Source organism: Variovorax endophyticus (assembly GCF_025376855.1).
Taxonomy (GTDB): domain Bacteria; phylum Pseudomonadota; class Gammaproteobacteria; order Burkholderiales; family Burkholderiaceae_C; genus Variovorax.
The window spans coordinates 72,394-88,164 of sequence record NZ_JAHUTH010000037.1 but is presented as its reverse complement, the minus strand read 5'-3'; the positions used below and the strand labels follow the sequence as shown (position 1 = coordinate 88,164).

The 15,771-nt window shown below is 71.6% G+C and carries 15 protein-coding genes; 1 reads left to right on the top strand and 14 read right to left on the bottom strand.

What is annotated here, in order from left to right; genetic code table 11:
• Positions 1 to 154: 154 nt before the first annotated feature.
• From KV106_RS34745 to KV106_RS34680, 14 genes are all read right to left on the bottom strand, one after another.
• Positions 155 to 514, bottom strand: a complete 360-nt coding sequence (locus KV106_RS34745) for a RidA family protein (protein ID WP_261216291.1) — start codon at positions 512 to 514, stop codon at positions 155 to 157.
• Positions 511 to 1,689: an alpha-hydroxy acid oxidase gene (locus KV106_RS34740; protein ID WP_261216290.1), complete on the bottom strand. Its 1,179-nt coding sequence runs from the start codon at positions 1,687 to 1,689 to the stop codon at positions 511 to 513. Before KV106_RS34740 ends, KV106_RS34745 begins: the two co-directional genes overlap by 4 nt.
• A gap of 126 nt (positions 1,690 to 1,815) precedes the next feature.
• On the bottom strand, positions 1,816 to 2,610 hold the full coding sequence (locus KV106_RS34735) for an ABC transporter ATP-binding protein (RefSeq protein ID WP_261216289.1): 795 nt from the start codon (positions 2,608 to 2,610) through the stop codon (positions 1,816 to 1,818).
• Positions 2,604 to 3,530, bottom strand: coding sequence for an ABC transporter permease (locus KV106_RS34730; protein WP_261216288.1), 927 nt, complete (start codon positions 3,528 to 3,530; stop codon positions 2,604 to 2,606). The genes KV106_RS34735 and KV106_RS34730 overlap by 7 nt, the downstream gene beginning before the upstream one ends.
• A gap of 18 nt (positions 3,531 to 3,548) precedes the next feature.
• Positions 3,549 to 4,514: an ABC transporter substrate-binding protein gene (locus KV106_RS34725; RefSeq protein WP_261216293.1), complete on the bottom strand. Its 966-nt coding sequence runs from the start codon at positions 4,512 to 4,514 to the stop codon at positions 3,549 to 3,551.
• Positions 4,515 to 4,552: 38 nt separating this feature from the next.
• Positions 4,553 to 5,932 carry an FAD-binding oxidoreductase gene (locus tag KV106_RS34720; protein ID WP_261216287.1) on the bottom strand — a complete coding sequence of 460 codons (1,380 nt, stop codon included), beginning with the start codon at positions 5,930 to 5,932 and terminating at the stop codon, positions 4,553 to 4,555.
• Positions 5,929 to 6,909 (bottom strand): fumarylacetoacetate hydrolase family protein, encoded by a 981-nt coding sequence (locus tag KV106_RS34715; protein ID WP_261216286.1) that lies wholly within the window; start codon positions 6,907 to 6,909, stop codon positions 5,929 to 5,931. The genes KV106_RS34720 and KV106_RS34715 overlap by 4 nt, the downstream gene beginning before the upstream one ends.
• The gene (locus tag KV106_RS34710) at positions 6,906 to 8,084 is read right to left on the bottom strand and encodes a homogentisate 1,2-dioxygenase (RefSeq protein WP_261216285.1); all 1,179 of its coding nucleotides are present in this window, start codon (positions 8,082 to 8,084) and stop codon (positions 6,906 to 6,908) included. Before KV106_RS34710 ends, KV106_RS34715 begins: the two co-directional genes overlap by 4 nt.
• Positions 8,085 to 8,091: 7 nt before the next feature.
• Positions 8,092 to 8,415: a YciI family protein gene (locus KV106_RS34705; protein ID WP_261216284.1), complete on the bottom strand. Its 324-nt coding sequence runs from the start codon at positions 8,413 to 8,415 to the stop codon at positions 8,092 to 8,094.
• 4 nt (positions 8,416 to 8,419) lie between these two features.
• Complete coding sequence (hppD, locus tag KV106_RS34700) at positions 8,420 to 9,484, bottom strand: 4-hydroxyphenylpyruvate dioxygenase (RefSeq protein WP_261216283.1); 1,065 nt, start codon at positions 9,482 to 9,484, stop codon at positions 8,420 to 8,422.
• A gap of 15 nt (positions 9,485 to 9,499) precedes the next feature.
• Positions 9,500 to 10,504: a Bug family tripartite tricarboxylate transporter substrate binding protein gene (locus KV106_RS34695; RefSeq protein WP_261216282.1), complete on the bottom strand. Its 1,005-nt coding sequence runs from the start codon at positions 10,502 to 10,504 to the stop codon at positions 9,500 to 9,502.
• A 188-nt stretch (positions 10,505 to 10,692) separates the two neighbouring features.
• The gene (locus KV106_RS34690) at positions 10,693 to 11,226 is read right to left on the bottom strand and encodes a MarR family winged helix-turn-helix transcriptional regulator (protein ID WP_057589773.1); all 534 of its coding nucleotides are present in this window, start codon (positions 11,224 to 11,226) and stop codon (positions 10,693 to 10,695) included.
• A gap of 62 nt (positions 11,227 to 11,288) precedes the next feature.
• Positions 11,289 to 11,627 (bottom strand): YciI family protein, encoded by a 339-nt coding sequence (locus tag KV106_RS34685; protein ID WP_261216281.1) that lies wholly within the window; start codon positions 11,625 to 11,627, stop codon positions 11,289 to 11,291.
• A 16-nt stretch (positions 11,628 to 11,643) separates the two neighbouring features.
• Positions 11,644 to 15,153: an indolepyruvate ferredoxin oxidoreductase family protein gene (locus KV106_RS34680; RefSeq protein WP_261216280.1), complete on the bottom strand. Its 3,510-nt coding sequence runs from the start codon at positions 15,151 to 15,153 to the stop codon at positions 11,644 to 11,646.
• Positions 15,154 to 15,272: 119 nt separating this feature from the next.
• Here KV106_RS34680 and KV106_RS34675 point away from each other — a divergent pair, with 119 nt between their 5' ends.
• Complete coding sequence (locus KV106_RS34675; RefSeq protein ID WP_261216279.1) at positions 15,273 to 15,767, top strand: Lrp/AsnC family transcriptional regulator; 495 nt, start codon at positions 15,273 to 15,275, stop codon at positions 15,765 to 15,767.
• Positions 15,768 to 15,771: the final 4 nt, after the last annotated feature.

Genomic DNA, 15,771 nt, shown 5'->3' with positions numbered 1-15,771 from the left:
ACAGCTTGCCGATCACCAGCGCGAGGAAACCGTAGACGGTGAAGTCGAAGATCTCGAGGCCGTTGCCGATGGTGGTGGCGACGATGGTCTGGCGCCGGCTGATGGCGGTGTGCGCGGGGGTTGTACTCATGGGCGTCGAGGGAGGGAAGGAATGTCAGTCGGTGCCGGTCGCGGCGATCACGGCCACCTCGACCAGCAGCGCGGGCAATGCGAGCCGCGCCCCCACGGTCGCGCGCGCCGGTGCGCACCCGGGCGGCAGCCAGTCGATCCACACGCGGTTCATCTCGGCGAAGTCGTCGGTATCGGCGAGCCAGATGGTGGCGCTCAGCAGCCTCGACTTGCTCGAGCCGGCCTCGGCCAGCAACGCGTCGATGCGCCGCAGGATGCGCGCCATCTGCTCGCCCACGGTCGCCGCGGGCTGCACCAGGTCCACCTGGCCGGCGAGGTAGACGATGCCGCCATGCACCACGGCCTGGCTCATGCGTTCGTCGGTGTGCAGTCGCTCGATGTTCATGCCGTCTCCAGTCTCTGTGCCGCGAAGCCGGCTTCGCGGCGCACCATGTGGGCGCCGATCGACGCCACGCTGCCGGCGCCCATCAGGCACTGGCAGACCTCGAACTCCTCCTTGAGCAGGGCCAGCGCCCTGGCAACGGCCGGCTCGCCACCCGAAGCAACCGCGTAGAGCGTGGGCCGCCCGATCTGCACGGCCGTGGCGCCGAGCGCGAGCGCGCGCGCGATGTCGCTGCCGGTGCGCACGCCGCTGTCCAGCAGCAGCGGCAGGCGGCCACCGGTCTCGCTCGCGAACTCGCTCAGGATCTCGATCGGCGCGACGGCACCGTCGAGTTGCCGCCCGCCGTGGTTGCTGATCACGATGGCATCGACGCCGAGCTGCTGCGCGCGGCGGCCCTGCGCGGGATCGAGCAGGCCCTTGACGATCAGCTTGCCGGGCCAGCGTTCGCGCACCCAGGCGATGTCGTCCCAACCCAGCGAGGGATCGAGCTGGGCCTGCATGGTCTGCGCGATGGTGTGGGTGGCCTCGAGGCCGAGCTCGCCGGCCATCAGCTCGAGCCGTGGCGCGCCGGCGCGCAGCGAGCGCAAGGCCCAGCCGGGCCGCGCGAGCACGCTCGCGAGCTTGCGCGGGGTCCAGCGCAGCGGCAGGCTGAAGCCGTTGCGCTCGTCGCGCAGCCGCCGGCCCGCGACCGGATTGTCCACCGTCACCTCGAGCGCCGCGAAGTCGAGGTCGCGCGCCCGGTCGATCAGGCGCGCACTCATCGCGCGGTCGCGGAACACGTAGAGCTGGAACCAGGCGTTGCCCTGCGCGGCTTCAGCCACGGCCTCCATGGTCGCGGTGGCGGCCGTGCTCATCACGAAGGGAATGCCGAAGGCGCGAGCGGCCCGCGCCAGGCAGCGGTCGGCGCCGGGCCAGGCCGCGCCCGCCAGCCCCGTGGGCCCGATGATCAGCGGCAGGGTCCACGAGCGGCCGAACAGCTGCATCGCGGTGCTGCGTTGCGAGACGTCGACCGGCGCGGAGCCGAGCAGCCGGATGCGGTCGAAGGCGCTGCGGTTGCCGCGCACGCTCGACTCGGAGCCCGCGCCGCCGTCGATGTAGTCGAACACCATGCGCGGCAGCGCGCGCCGGGCCAGTTCGCGGAAGTCGTCGATGCAATGCGCTTGCAGGTAGTGGTTCATGGTCGAACGAAAAATATTAAGCCGTCCAGCCGGCATATTTAATGGCGCTTTGGGCCTGGTCGAGGCGGCCGCGGCATGTTTCATGCGCCGCGCCGGCAACGCGCGAAAGCCCGATGCGCGCGGGGCTCATCCGAGCAGCAGCGCGTCGTCGGCCACCGCCTCGCCGCGCGTGCGCTCGAACAGTTGCAGCAGATCGGGCACGTCCATGCCGGCGCGCTGCGCTCCGCTCACGTCGAGCACGACGCGGCCCTCGTGCAGCATCAGCGTGCGCGTTCCGTGGTCCAGCGCCTGGCGCATGCTGTGCGTGACCATCATCGCGGTGAGCTTCTGCTCCTCGACGATGCGCGCGGTGAGCGCGAGCACGAAGGCCGCGGTCTTCGGATCGAGCGCGGCCGTGTGCTCGTCGAGCAGCAGGATGCGCGAGGGCTTGAGCGAGGCCATCAGCAGGCTCACGGCCTGGCGCTGGCCGCCCGACAGCAGGCCCATGCGATCGTCGAGCCGCTGCTCGAGCCCCAGGTCGAGGCTGCGCAGCCGGTCGCGGAACAGCTCGCGCAGTTCGCCTCGCAATGCCGCGCGCAGCCCGCGCCGCTCGCCGCGCCGCCAGGCCAGCGCGAGGTTCTCCTCGATGGTCAGCGCCTCGCAGGTGCCGGCCATCGGGTCCTGGAACACGCGCGCCACGAGCGCGCTGCGCTGCCAGGCGCTCAGGCGCGTGACCTCCACCTCGTCGATGAAGATGCGGCCGCTGTCGACCGGCAGGTCGCCGCTGAGCGCATTGAGCAGGGTCGACTTGCCGGCGCCGTTCGAGCCGATGACGGTGACGAACTCGCCGCGCGGAATCGTCAGGTCGAGCCCGCGCAACGCGCGGTTCTCCATCGGTGTGCCCGCATGGAAGGTCACGCGCAGGTCCATTGCCTTCAGCATGCGCCGGCCTCCTTGTTCTTCGATGCGCCGAGGGCGTCGCGCCGCCGGGCCAGGAAGCGCTTCGAGGCCGGCATCACGAGCGCGAGCGTCACCAGCACGGCCGTGACGAGGTTGAGGTCCTGCGCCTTCAGCCCGATGAAGTCGCTGTTGAGCGCCAACGCCACCAGCATGCGGTAGAGCACCGCGCCGACGACGCAGCCGAGCGTGGCCCAGGCGATGCTGCGCATGGGCAGCAGGGTCTCGCCGATGATCACGGCCGCCAGCCCGATCACGATGGTGCCGATGCCCATCGACACGTCGGCCCCACCCTGCGATTGCGCGAACAGCGCGCCCGCCAGCGCCACGATGCCGTTGGACAACGCGAGCGCGAACAGCGAGAGCCGGTCGGTCGACACGCCCAGCGCGCGCGCCATCCGCGCGTTGCCGCCGGTGGCGCGCATGGCCAGGCCGGCCTCCGATCCGAAGTAGCGGTCGAGCGCGAACTTGACCGCGAGCGTGACGGCCAGCAGCACCAGCGCGGTGGTCCACGGCCCGGGCAGCGCCTCGAGCGGCGGCGTGTTGAACACGGTGGACGCGCCCAGCAAGGGCTCGTTGGGCTTGCCCATCACGCGCAGGTTGATCGAGTAGAGCGCGATCATCACGAGGATGCCCGCGAGCAGCTGCATGATCTTGAGCTTGACGTGCAGCCAGCCGGTCGTGAGGCCCGCGAGCGCGCCCGCGGCGAAGGCGGCCGCCGTCGCGGCCAGCGGATGCCAGCCGCCCACCAGCAGGGTCGCGGCCACCGCGCCGCCGAGCGGGAAGCTGCCGTCGACGGTCAGGTCGGGAAAGTTCACGACCCTGAACGAGATGAAGACGCCGAGCGCGACCAGCGCGAAGATCAGGCCCACCTCGAGCGAGCCCTGGAAAGCGATGAGGGACATCGATGCTCCGGCCGGCGCTCAGTCGATCACGCGGGTCGCAGACTTGAGCAGCGCATCGGACAGCGCCAGCCCCTGCCGCCGCGCCGCGGCCTGGTTCACGAGCAGCTCCAGCGTCGGGCTGACCTGCGAGGCGATGCTGCCGGGCGACTCGCCCTTGAGCACGCGCACCACCAGCTTGCCCGACTGGCGGCCGAGGTCGTGGTAGTTGGTGCCGATGCCCAGCGCCGCGCCGCGCGCCGCGAGCGAGGGGTCGGCCGCGATCAGCGGCACCCGGCCCTGGTCCGCCACCTTGGCCAGGGCCTCGAAGGCCGAGGTCACGTTGTTGTCGGTCGGCGCGTAGATCGCATCGACCTTGCCCACCAGGCTCTGGGCCGCGCTCGCCACGTCCACGGTGCGCGGCGCGGCACCCTCGATCACGCTCAGGCCGGCCGGCTGCGCGAGCTTCTTGAGCTGCGCGATCGCGGCGACGGAGTTGGCCTCGCCGGGGTTGTAGACCACGCCGATGCGTTTGGCCGTCGGCAACGCCTGGCGCAGCAGGGCCAGGTGCTTGTCCAGCAGCGGCAGGTCCGACACGCCCGTGACGTTGCCGCCCGTGGCCTCCCACGACTTGACCAGCTTCGCCGCGACCGGATCGGTCACGGCGCTGAACACGATCGGGATCTCGCGCGTCGCAGCGACCACGGTCTGCGCCGAGGGCGTGGACATCGCGACGATCACGTCGGGCCGGTCGCCGACGAACTTGCGCGCGATCTGGGCCGCGGTCGCGGTGTTGCCCTGCGCGCTCTGGTAGTCCAGGCGCAGGTTCTTTCCGACCACGTAGCCGGCGGCGGCGAGTTCCTCGACGATGCCCTGGCGCGCCGCATCGAGCGCGGGGTGGTCGACGATGGCCGTGACGCTGACGCGCGCATCGGCGGCGTGCGCAGGCAGCGCGGCGAAAGGAGCGAGGACGAGCGCGAGCAGCGCCACCCGGAAGGGGCGTTTCATCATGGGGAGATCTCCAGTGGTTTAAGGGCTCGACGAACTCACAAGAACCCGGTGACCTTGCCGGGATTCAGGATGCCGAGCGGGTCGAGCGCGGCGCGCAGCGCCTGCATGACGCGAAAGCCACCGCCGGCCTCCTCGCGCAGGAACTCGACCTTGCCGTGGCCGATGCCGTGCTCGCCGGTGCAGGTGCCGCCGACCGCGAGCGCGCGCCGGATCATCCGCGCATAGGCGGCCTTCACGCGCGCGATCTCGGCGGCGTCCGACGGATCCACCATGAAGCACAGGTGGAAGTTGCCGTCGCCGACATGGCCGCAGATCGGCGCGATCAGGCCCTCGGCCCGCACGTCCTGCTGCGCGGCCTCGATCTGGTCGGCCAGCTCGGAGATCGGCACGCAGACGTCGGTGGGCAGGCCTTCGGCGCCGGGGCGCAGTCCCTTGTTGGCCCACCAGATGTCGTGCCGCGCCTGCCACAGCCGGCTGCGGTCCTCGGGCCGGTGCGCCCACGCGAAGTCCTGGCCGCCGTGCGAGGCCGCGATCTCGCGCACCACCTCCACCTGGTGCGCGACCTCGGGCTCGCTGCCGTGGAACTCGAAGAACAGCGTGGGCGCGACCGCCATGCCGAGCCGCGAGTAGCGGTTCACCGCCTCCACCTGCAGCGCGTCGAGCAGTTCGACGCGACCGAGCTGCACGCCGCCCTGCAGCGTCTCGATCACGGTGTCGACCGCCGCGCGCAAGGTGCCGAAGGCGCAGGTGGCGGCCGCCACGTGCTCGGGCAGCGCATGCAGGCGCACGGTCGCCGCCGTCACGATGCCGAGCGTGCCTTCGGCGCCGACGAACAGGCGCGTGAGGTCGTAGCCGGCCGCGGACTTGCGCGCGCGCGTGCCGGTGCGGATCAGTTCGCCGTCGGGCAGCACCACCTCGAGCGCCATCACGTTCTCGCGCATGGTGCCGTAGCGCATGGCGTTGGTGCCCGAGGCGCGCGTGGACACCATGCCGCCGATCGAGGCGTCCGCGCCCGGATCGACCGGGAACTGCAGGCCGGTGCCGTGCAGGTGCGCGTTGAGGCTCTTGCGGGTGACGCCGGCCTCGACGGTCGCGTCCATGTCGGCCGCGCGAACCTCGCGGATGCGATCCAGCCCGCGCGTGTCCAGGCTGATGCCGCCGCGCAGCGCCGCGATGTGCCCCTCGCAGGAGGTGCCGGTGCCGAAAGCCACGAGCGGCACCCGCCGCGCGGCGCAGGTGGCGACGATGCGCTGCACCTCGGCCACGTTGTGCGGAAACGCGACCGCGTCGGGCGGCATCACCGGATGGAAGGTGGTGTCGCGGCCATGCTGCTCGCGCACGGCCGGCGCCGTGGACAGCCGCTCGCCGAGCCAGCCGCGCAGGTCGTCGATGCAGGCCAGGGTCGCGTCGTTCATGCGGCCACCGCCTTCTGCTCGATGCGGCCGAACAGCTCGCGCCCGTCGTCGGTGTGGAACGACAGGCCCACGGTGTCGCCCGGCACCAGGTACGGCGCCAGCGCATCGGGCCCCTGCCCCGCGAGCTGCTGCAACGTGCGCTGCTCGACGATGCAGGCCACGCCGCGCGATGCATCGCGGTTGGAGACCGTGCCGGCGCCGACGATGCTGCCCGCGCCGAGTCCGCGCGTGCGGGTGGCATAGCGCAGGATGTCGACGAAGCTGAAGTCCTGGTCGTCGCCGGTGCGCAGCTCGCCGCGCACCCGGCCGTTGACCTCGACGCGCAGGCGGCCGAAGGCGCGGCCCTCGCGCCAGTCGGCGCCCAGCTCGTCGGGCGTGACGGCGAAGGGGCCGAAGGCGCTCGCGGGCTTGCCGTGGAAGAAGCCGAAGCCCTTGGCCAGTTCGCCCGGGATCAGCCCGCGCAGCGAGACGTCGTTGACCAGCACCAGCAGCCGCACCTGGGCCAGCGCCTGCTCGGGCGTGGGCGCGGGACCCAGGTCGCCGGTGATCACGGCCAGCTCGCCCTCGAGGTCGGCGCCCCAGGCCGGGTCGGCGGGGATGTCCTCGCACCAGGCGAGGTTGCGGTCCGACAGGCCCTGGTAGATGACGGGCTCGGTGCGCGCCGACGGCGGCATCTCGGCGCCGCGCGCGCGGCGCACGCGCTCCATGTGCGACAGGTAGCCGCTGGCATCGACCCACTGGTAGGCGCGCGGCAGCGGCGCCAGCAGCGCCGCGAGCTCGAGCGGCTGGCCCGCCGCGGGCTCGGCGTCGAGCCGGGCCGCGGCCGCGCGCAACAGGGGCGCCGCATGCTCCCAGTCGTCGAGCGCGGCCTGCAAGGTGGGCGCGGCCTCGGGCACCGCGAGGCAACGCCGCGCATCGGCCGACACCACCACGAGCTGGCCGTCGCGCCGGCCGTTGTTCAGCGTCGCGAGCCTCATGCGGTCACCTGTTCGGTCTTGTCTTCGGGTGCATCGAGGTAGCCGCGCCAGGAATCGGCATGCTCCGCGCGCTCGAAGGCCGCCATGCCCGGGCCGATGTCGAGCGGATCGCGCGCGTCGATGTTGATGGCGACCTCGTGCAGCTCGGTGCGCGGTGCCGACAGGCTGTTGCGGTAGGCCGCGGGATGCGGCCCGTGCGGGAAGCCGGCCGGATGGAAGGTCATCGCGCCCGGCCCCATGCCGTCGCGGCTGAAGAAGCGGCCCGCGTGCAGGAACAGCAGCTCGTCGTAGTCGTCGTTCGAATGGAAGAACGGCACCTTCAGCGCGCCCGGGTCGGTCTCGGCCGGCCGCGGGCAGAAGGTGCAGACCGCCACGCGCTGGGTGAGGAAGGTGGTGTGGGCCGAGGGCGGCAGGTGGTAGCGCGCGCTGAGCACGGGCCGGATGTCGCGCCAGTTGAGGCGCACCGGCGCGAGCGTGCCTTTCCAGCCCAGCGCATCGAGCGGGTCGTGCGGATAGGTCAGCGTGGACACGCGGTGCCGCGCCTGGATGCGCACGGCCCACTCGCGCGGCGCGGCGTGCTGCTGCGCGACGAAGGCCTCGTCGAGCTGCGGCACGTCGAGCACGCCGGCATCGAACAGCGCATGCTCGCCGAGCAGCCCGCGCTCGGGCAGGCGGAAGCTGTCGCCCGTGGCTTCGAGCAGCAGCAGGAAGGACGGCGCCGCGGGCTCGTAGCGCCAGGCGGTGCCGCGCGGCAGCAGCAGGTAGTCGCCGTCGCGCAGGCGCAGGTGGCCGTAGTCGCAGTAGAGATCGCCGCCGCCCGCGTGGACGAACAGCAGCTCGTCGCCGTCGGCGTTGCGCGCCAGGTGGCGCATCGGCACCGAGGGCTTCCAGCAGCGCAGCCGCATGTGGGCATTGCCCGCGACCAGCGGTGCGTCGAGCGGGCAGTCGAGGCCCTGCTCGGCGGCGGGCAGCTGGTTGAGGTCGTAGGCGCGCGGGCGGTGCGGGCCGTCCCAGCGCAGCCAGGCCGTGGGCGCATGGCGGTGGTACATGTGCGTGGCCTGGCCGCCGAAGCCCTCGCGGCCGATCTCGCGCTCGTAGGTGCCGGGCGGGATGTCCGCGTGGGCCTGGCGCGAGGCGATGCCGGCGCGCATGGGAAGGACGATGGGTTTGTTCATGGACGGTTCACGGGCACTTGCGCAGTTCGGCCTGCAGGAATTCGGGCGTGTGGGGCGGGGTCATCTGGACCAGCGGCGTGAGCTCGACGCTGGCGAACAGGCCCGCGCGGCTGTAGGGCTCGGTGTCGATGAAGCGCCGCGCCTCGGCGCGCGAGGCGACCGACAGCGCGACCACCATGCCGATCGGCTCGCGCGCATCGGCGTCGAGCAGCGCCGCGCCGAACACGGTGCGGGGCAGCCAGGCCAGCATGTGGCGGATGTGGTCGGCGCGCACCGGCAGGCGGTCCTGCGCGCCGCCGGGGCGATAGAGGCAACGGACGAGCCAGGCCATGGTCTCAGTGCGCGTCTGCGCCGGCCTGCTCGCGCTTGATGGCCTCGAACAGCGCCTTGGCGTTGCCCTCGCCGAACGAGGTGTCGCCCTTGCGCTGGATGGCCTCGAAGAAGATCGGCCCGATCATCTTGCGCGTGAAGATCTGCAGCAGGAAGCGCGCCCGCGCGTCGGGGTTCTCGCCGGTGGCGGCGCCGTCGAGGAGCATGCCCAGCGACTTCATGCGCGCCACGTCCTCGCCGTGGCCCGGCAGCCGGGTGTCGAGCGCGTCGTAGTAGGCCGAGGGCGTGGGCAGGAACTCCACGCCGGCACCGCGCAGCCGCTCCACGCTGGTGTAGAGGTCGTCGCTGAACAGCGCGATGTGCTGGATGCCCTCGCCGTTGTACTCGTCGATGAACTCCTGGATCTGCGAGCTGCGGCCCATGGGCGACACCACGGTCACGCAGGCCGTGCTCGCGGGATCGCGCACCGCGATCGTGTCGAAGCCGTTGCTGGCGTCGCCGGCGACGAACTTGAACACCTCCTCGAAGCCGAAGATGTTCTTGTAGAAGTCCACCCACTGGGGCATGTTGCCCGGGTGCACGCAGTGGGTGACGTGGTCGACGCGCACGAAGGGCGCGAAGGCCGCGCCGGTGTCGAGCACGGCGGCCGGATCGAACTCGAACTGCGCGTGCAGCGCCGCGAGCGCCGCATCGTCGACCAAGTAGAGCGCGCTGCCGCCGATGCCTTGCAGCGCGCAATCCGGCAGCAGCGAGCCCGCCGCTGCGTCGAGCGGCTGCGCGCCGCGCTCGCGGGCCAGCGCCATCGCACGCGCGCTGTCGGCCACGCGAAAGGCCATGCCGGCGCACGACGGTCCGTGGTGGGCTGCGAATCGCATCGCATGCCCATCCTGGCGCGTGCCGACGATGAACTCGACACCGGCCTGCCGCATCAGCAGTGCGTGCCCCGCGCGGTGCCGCGCGACGGTGCGAAAGCCCATGCGCTCGAGCACGGCGGCCAGCGCCTGCGGGTCGGGACTTGCGAACTCCATGAACGCGGTGCCGAGCACCTCTGCACGTTCCTTCTGGGTCATTGAATTCTCCTGGCTTCAGCTGTCGATGGAAAAACCGGTGGACTGCACGATCGGCGCCCACTTGGCGAGGTCGGCACGCACCATGGCGTCGAGTTCGCGCGGCGTGACCGCGCTCGGCAGGAAGGCGCGCGCGGCATAGGCTTCCTGCAGTTCCTTCGTGGCCACGGCGTCGCGGATCTGCGCGGCCAGTGCGTTCGCGACGGCCGGCGGCGTCTTGGCGGGCGCCCAGACGGCGAAGTACTCCTGGATGTCGAAGTCGCGAAAGCCGGCCTCGCGCATGGTGGGCGCCTCGGGCAGGTAGGGCGAGCGCGCGGAGCCGGTGGTGGCGAGCACGCGGATGCGCCCTTCCTTCGCGAACGGCAGCGGCTCGCTCAGCACGTTGACCGAGGCCGCGATCTGGCCGCCCACCACGTCCTGGATGGCGGGCGCGCCGCCCTTGTAGGGCACGTGCGTGAGGTTCATGCCGGCGGCCTTGCCGATCACCACGCCCGCGAAGTGGGCCATCGTGCCTTCGCCCGGCGAGCCGAAGCTGGCCTTCGAGGGATTGGCGTTGCACCACTGCGCGAACTGCTGCACGGTGCGCACCTCGGGCGGCACCGCCGGCCCCACGCTCAGGCCGAACTGGAAGGTGCACACGGTCGACACCGGCGCGAAATCCTTGAGCGGGTCGTACGACAGCCGCTTGTAGACGTGCGGATAGATCACCATCACCGAGGCGGGCGCCAGCACCAGCGCGCTGCCGTCGGCCTCCGCCGCCTTCACGTGGTCCATCGCGAGGCGCCCGCCCGCGCCCACGCGGTTCTCGACCAGCACCACCGGCGCGTAGCTGCCCTTGATGCGTTCGGCCAAGAGCCGCGCGATCGAGTCGCCCGAGCCGCCCGCGGGAAAGCCCATCACGATGCGCGCCGTCTTCGACAGCGTGGGCGGCGTAGCGGCGGCGGCCGCCAGGGGGAAGACCGGGATCAGCGCACCCGCTGCGGCGCAGGCCGAACCGGCAAGGATGTCGCGGCGTCGAATCATGGCTTGTCTCCTGTTTTTAGGGGGTGCGCCGGATTCTAGGCCTATTCATTTCAATGTGAAACTGTTTCTTTTAGAAATTGATTTCTTGCTTCTGTCCGTGGGCTCGCCGGCACGCGGGCGCGCGCTTGCCTCCGCGAGGCACGGATCGATCGCAAAGGGGGAAGGCGCGGCGCCGGCCGCGCGGGGATTCAGACTGCCGCGGCCGCCGGTAGTGCGTCGGCCGGCGCGAGCTCGCGCCAGTCGCGCGTGTCGTCCAGCGTGGCGTTGGCGCGCGCGACCAGCACCTGCATCGCCGCCTGCACGGTCTTGAGCTCCTGCGGCGTGAGCGCGCTGGTCAGCTCCTGCTCGATGGCACGCGCCAGCGGCATCACGCGCTCGTAGGCGTCGGCGCCGGTCTTGGTGAGGCGCAGCACAACCTTGCGGCGGTCCTTGGCATCGACGCGGCGCGAGACCAGCTTCTTGGTCACGAGCAGGTTCAGCGCGCGCGTGATGCTGACTTTGTCCATGGCCGTGCTCTCCGACAGCTCGGTCGCCGACATCGGCGAGAACGCGACCAGGTTGGCGAGCACGCGCCACTCGACCACGCCGATGCCGAGTTCCTCCGAGTACATGCGCGCCAGCATGCCGCTCACGCGGTTCGTGATGACCGAGCACTGGTAGGGCAGCCAGTCGTTCAGGCGCAGGATGCCGTCGGGTTGAACGCTGGCGGCATCGCGGGGCATGGGGGAGGCACTCTCTTTGGACGGCATGGCCGGGGACTTTAGCGCAGGCACGCTGCGCGGCCTCAGTCCGATGCCGAGACCCCGCGCGATGCCTCGCGCCGCAGCTCCCGCAGGAAGCCTTCGCGCGGCTCGGGCAGGTAGCCCGTGAAGAGCGTGCGCCGTACCTCGGCGAAGAGCCCGGCGCGCGCATAGGGCTCGCCGGCCAGGAAGTCGTCGGCCTGCGCGGGGTCGTCGGTGGCCAGCAGCAGGTACATGCCGACCAGCTCGCCGTCGGCCAGCGACGGGCCGCCGTGCAGCACGCGCGCCTGGTTCGCGATCATGTAGTCGAGGTGGACCGCGCGGATCGGCAGACGGTCCTGCGCGCCACCGGGGCGGTAGCGGCAATCGAGGGCGATGGGCATGGCGGGCGCTCCTCGATCAGGCGGTCTTCAGCGCGGGCGGCTGCATCGCGGGCGGCGGTGCATCGTGCGCGGCCAGCAGCGCGGGCAGGTTGCGGCGGTACTCGGCGATGGCGCGCGCCTTCACGTGCCCGTAGCCGCGGATCTTCTCGGGCAGTGCCGCGACCGCCACCGCGCTGCCGATGCGCTCGCTCGTCAGCCCATCGAGCAGACGCCCGACGAGCCCTTCGTACTCGACCACCAGCGCGCGCTCCTCGCGCCGCTCGGCCAGCCAGCCGAAGGGATCGAGCGGCGTGCCGCGCAGGCCGCGCAGCGCCGCGAGCGTGCGGAACACCGGCAGCATCCAGGCGCCGAAGCTGCGCTTGAGCACCTTCCCATCCGCACCGCGCTTCTCGAAGATCGGCGGCGCCAGGTGGAATTGCAGCTTGAAGTCGCCCTCGAACTGATCACGCAGGTTCTGCAGGAACTCGGGCCGCGCATGCAGCCGCGCGACCTCGTACTCGTCCTTGTAGGCCATCAGCTTGAACAGCGAACGCGCCACCGCCTCCGCCAGCCGCGGCCGCCGCGCGCCGGGCGCGACGGCGCGCTCGGCGGCCTCCACGCGGCGCACGGTGTCGAGGTAGCGGCGCGCATAGCGCGCGTCCTGGTAGTCGGTGAGGAAACGCACGCGCTCGTCGAGCAGCTTCTCGAAGGACTGCGGCAGGTTCAGCGTGACGACGCTGCCCCGGTCGCCCATCAGCGTCTGGCGCCATTGCGGATCGGCGGCCGTGAGGCGGCCGGCCGCGAAGGCGCGCTTGTTGGCGGCCACGGCCACGCCGTTGAGCTCGATCGCGCGCATCAGCGCCGCCAGGCTCACCGGCACGCCGCCCTGCTGCCAGGCGTGGCCGAGCATCAGCATGTTGGCGCCGATGGCGTCGCCCAGCAGCGCCTTGGCGGTGGCGTTCGCATCGATGCGCTCGACCTGCGCGGCACCCGCGGCGGCCTCGATCTTGGCGAGCAGCGCGTCCTCGCGGTAGGGCAGGTCGGGCTGGCGCGTGAACTCGGCCAGGGTCTGCAGGTGGGTGTTGACCACCACGCGCGTGCGGCCCTCGCCGATCACGCCCAGCACGTCGGGCAGCACGCCCACCACCAAGTCGGCCGCGATCAGGGTGCGCGCGGTGCCCGGCAGCAGGCGCACCGCGTGCAGGCGATCGGGCGTGTCGGCCAGGCGCACGTGGCTCACGACCGAGCCGCCTTTCTGCGCGAGCGCGGTGAAGTCGAGCACCGAGATGCCCTTGCCCTCGAGGTGCGCGGCCATCGCGATCAGCGCGCCGAGCGTGATGACGCCGGTGCCGCCGACGCCCGCGATCATCAGGTCGAAGGGCTGCGCGAGCGAAGGCAGCGCGGGCAGCGGCAGCGCGGCCGCGAGCGCCTCGGGGTCCTGCGCGGGCGCGGCCGCCGTGCCCTTGCGCAGGCTGCCGCCGAGCACGCTCACGAAGCTGGGGCAGAAGCCCTCGGCGCACGAAAAGTCCTTGTTGCAACTCGACTGGTCGATCTGGCGCTTGCGGCCGAACGAGGTCTCGAGCGGCGCGACCGACAGGCAGTTCGACTGCGTGCCGCAGTCGCCGCAGCCTTCACAGACCTCGGGGTTGATGAGCACGCGCCGCGCCGGATCGGGATAGCTCTTGCGCTTGCGGCGGCGGCGCTTCTCGGCCGCGCAGGTCTGGTCGTAGACCAGCACCGTGACGCCCGCGATCTCGCGCAGCTCGCGCTGCACCATGTCGAGCTCGCGCCGGTGCCGCACCTGCACGCCCGCGGCCAGCGCCACGCCGTGGTAGCGCTGCGGCTCGTCGGTCACGACCACCACCTTGCGGGCACCTTCGCTCGCGACCTGGGTGCAGATCTGCGGCACGCTGGTCTGGCCGTCGACGGGCTGGCCGCCGGTCATCGCCACCGCGTCGTTGAACAGGATCTTGTAGGTGATGTTGGCGCCGCCCGCCACCGCCTGCCGGATCGCGAGGTAGCCCGAGTGGAAGTAGGTGCCCTCGCCCATGTTCTGGAACACGTGCGGCACGCGCGTGAAGGCGCCGCGCCCGAGCCAGTCGGTGCCCTCCCCGCCCATCTGCGTGAGGCCGCCGGTGCCGCGGTCCATCCAGCTCGCCATGTAGTGGCAGCCCACGCCGGCCTGCGCCTGGCTGCCCTCGGGAACCTTGGTCGAGCTGTTGTGCGGGCAGCCCGAGCAGAAGTACGGCAGCCGCCGCATGCCGTCGGCCTCGTTCGACAGCGCCGCGCGCGCGGCGAAGCGCGCGCTGTCGATGCGCGCGGCCAATGGATGGTCGACGGCGCGCAGCCAGGTCAGCAACGCGGCGGCGATGCTCGCGGGCGAGAGCTGGCCGGTCCAGGCCAGCAGCGGATGGCCCTCGAGGTCCTGCTTGCCGCAGACCGTGGGCCGGCGCGCGCGGTTGAACACCCGGTCCTTGAGCTGCTGCTCGACCACCGAGGCCTTCTCCTCGATCACCAGCACATGCGACAGCCCTTCGCAGAAACGGTCGGCGCCCTCGGCATCGAGCGGGAACACCAGGCCCGGCTTGTAGAGCCGCAGGCCGAGCGCCGGCAGGTCGTCGGCGCCGAGGCCGCAGCGCTGCAGCACCTCCATCAGGTCATGGAAGGACTTGCCCACCGCCACGATGCCGGCCGTGGCGCCGGGCGCCGGCACCACCAGGCGATCGAGCGGATTGCCGCGCGCGAAGGCGCTGAAGGCCTCGAGCTTGGCGGCCAGCCGCAGCTCGACGGCCGGCGTGAGGAAGTCGCTGGTGCGGTATTCGAGCGCGGAGGTGTCGGGCAACCCGGACGGCTCGGGCAATGCGAGCGCCGCGCCCGAGGAGGCCTCGACCGAGCGCGCGCTCTCGACCGTCTCCGAGATCGCCTTGAACGCGACCCAGGTGCTGGCATGGCGCGAGGCGGCCCAGCCCCAGAGGCCGAAGGCCTCGTACTCGTCGACCGAGGCCGGATGCACGATCGGAATGCCCCAGCCCATCAGCGACAGGTCGCTGGCATTGGGAATCGACGAGGACGTGGCCGCATGGTCGTCGCCCACCACCATCAGCACGCCGCCGCGGCGCGAGGTGCCGGCCGCGTTGCCGTGGCGGATCGCATCGCCCGCGCGGTCCACGCCCGGCCCCTTGCCGTACCACATGGCGAACACGCCATCGACCTCGCGCTCGGGGTCCAGGCCGACCTGCTGGGTGCCCATCACCGCGGTGGCGGCCAGGTCCTCGTTGATGGCCGGCAGGAAGCGGATGCCGTGCTCGGCCAGGTCCGACTTGGCGCGCCACAGCTCGGTGTCGACGCCCGCGAGCGGCGAACCGCGGTAGCCGCTCACGTAGCCGGCGGTGTTCCAGCCGCGGGCCTTGTCCTCCTGCTGCTGGCGGAACAGCAGACGCACCAGCGCCTGCGTGCCGGTGAGGAACACGCGGCCTTCGCGCGCGGTGCGGTTGTCTTCGAGCCGGTAGCCTGTCTCCAGCGCGGGCGCTGCTTCTTCTGTCTGCATGGTGTGGATCCGTCCATCGGGGGGAAGATCAAATATTAATCCGTCTGGACAGCATATATAATTGCGATCCATGCGGCGTTGGTGACAACCCGGCATGTTTCATTCCGGAGAACGCCGCCATGGGAAAGACCGATTCGACGCCGCTGTCCGACGCGCCCACGCGCCGCATCCTCGACCTGCTGCAGGCCGACGGCCGCATGACGGTGCAGGCACTGGCCGACGAGGTGGGCCTGTCCTCGGCGCCCTGCTGGCGCCGGCTGCGCGAACTCGAGGACAGCGGCATCATCCGCCGCTTCGTCGCGCTGGTCGACCGCAACAAGGTCGGCCTGCACGGCTGCATGTTCACGCAGATCAGCCTGGAGCGGCATTCGGAATCGGTGGTGGCGGCCTTCGAGCGCGCGGTGCAGGCCACGCCCGAGATCCTCGAGTGCTGGGTCACCACCGGCGACGGCGACTACATCCTCAAGATCGTGGTGCCCGACGCGCTGGCCTTCGACCGCTTCCTGCACCGATTCATGCTGAAGCTCGAGGGCATCCGGCAGATCAAGACCTCGGTCGCACTGCGCGAGGTGAAGAACGACACCCGGCTCGACCTGACGCGGGTGCCGCTCTAGGGAA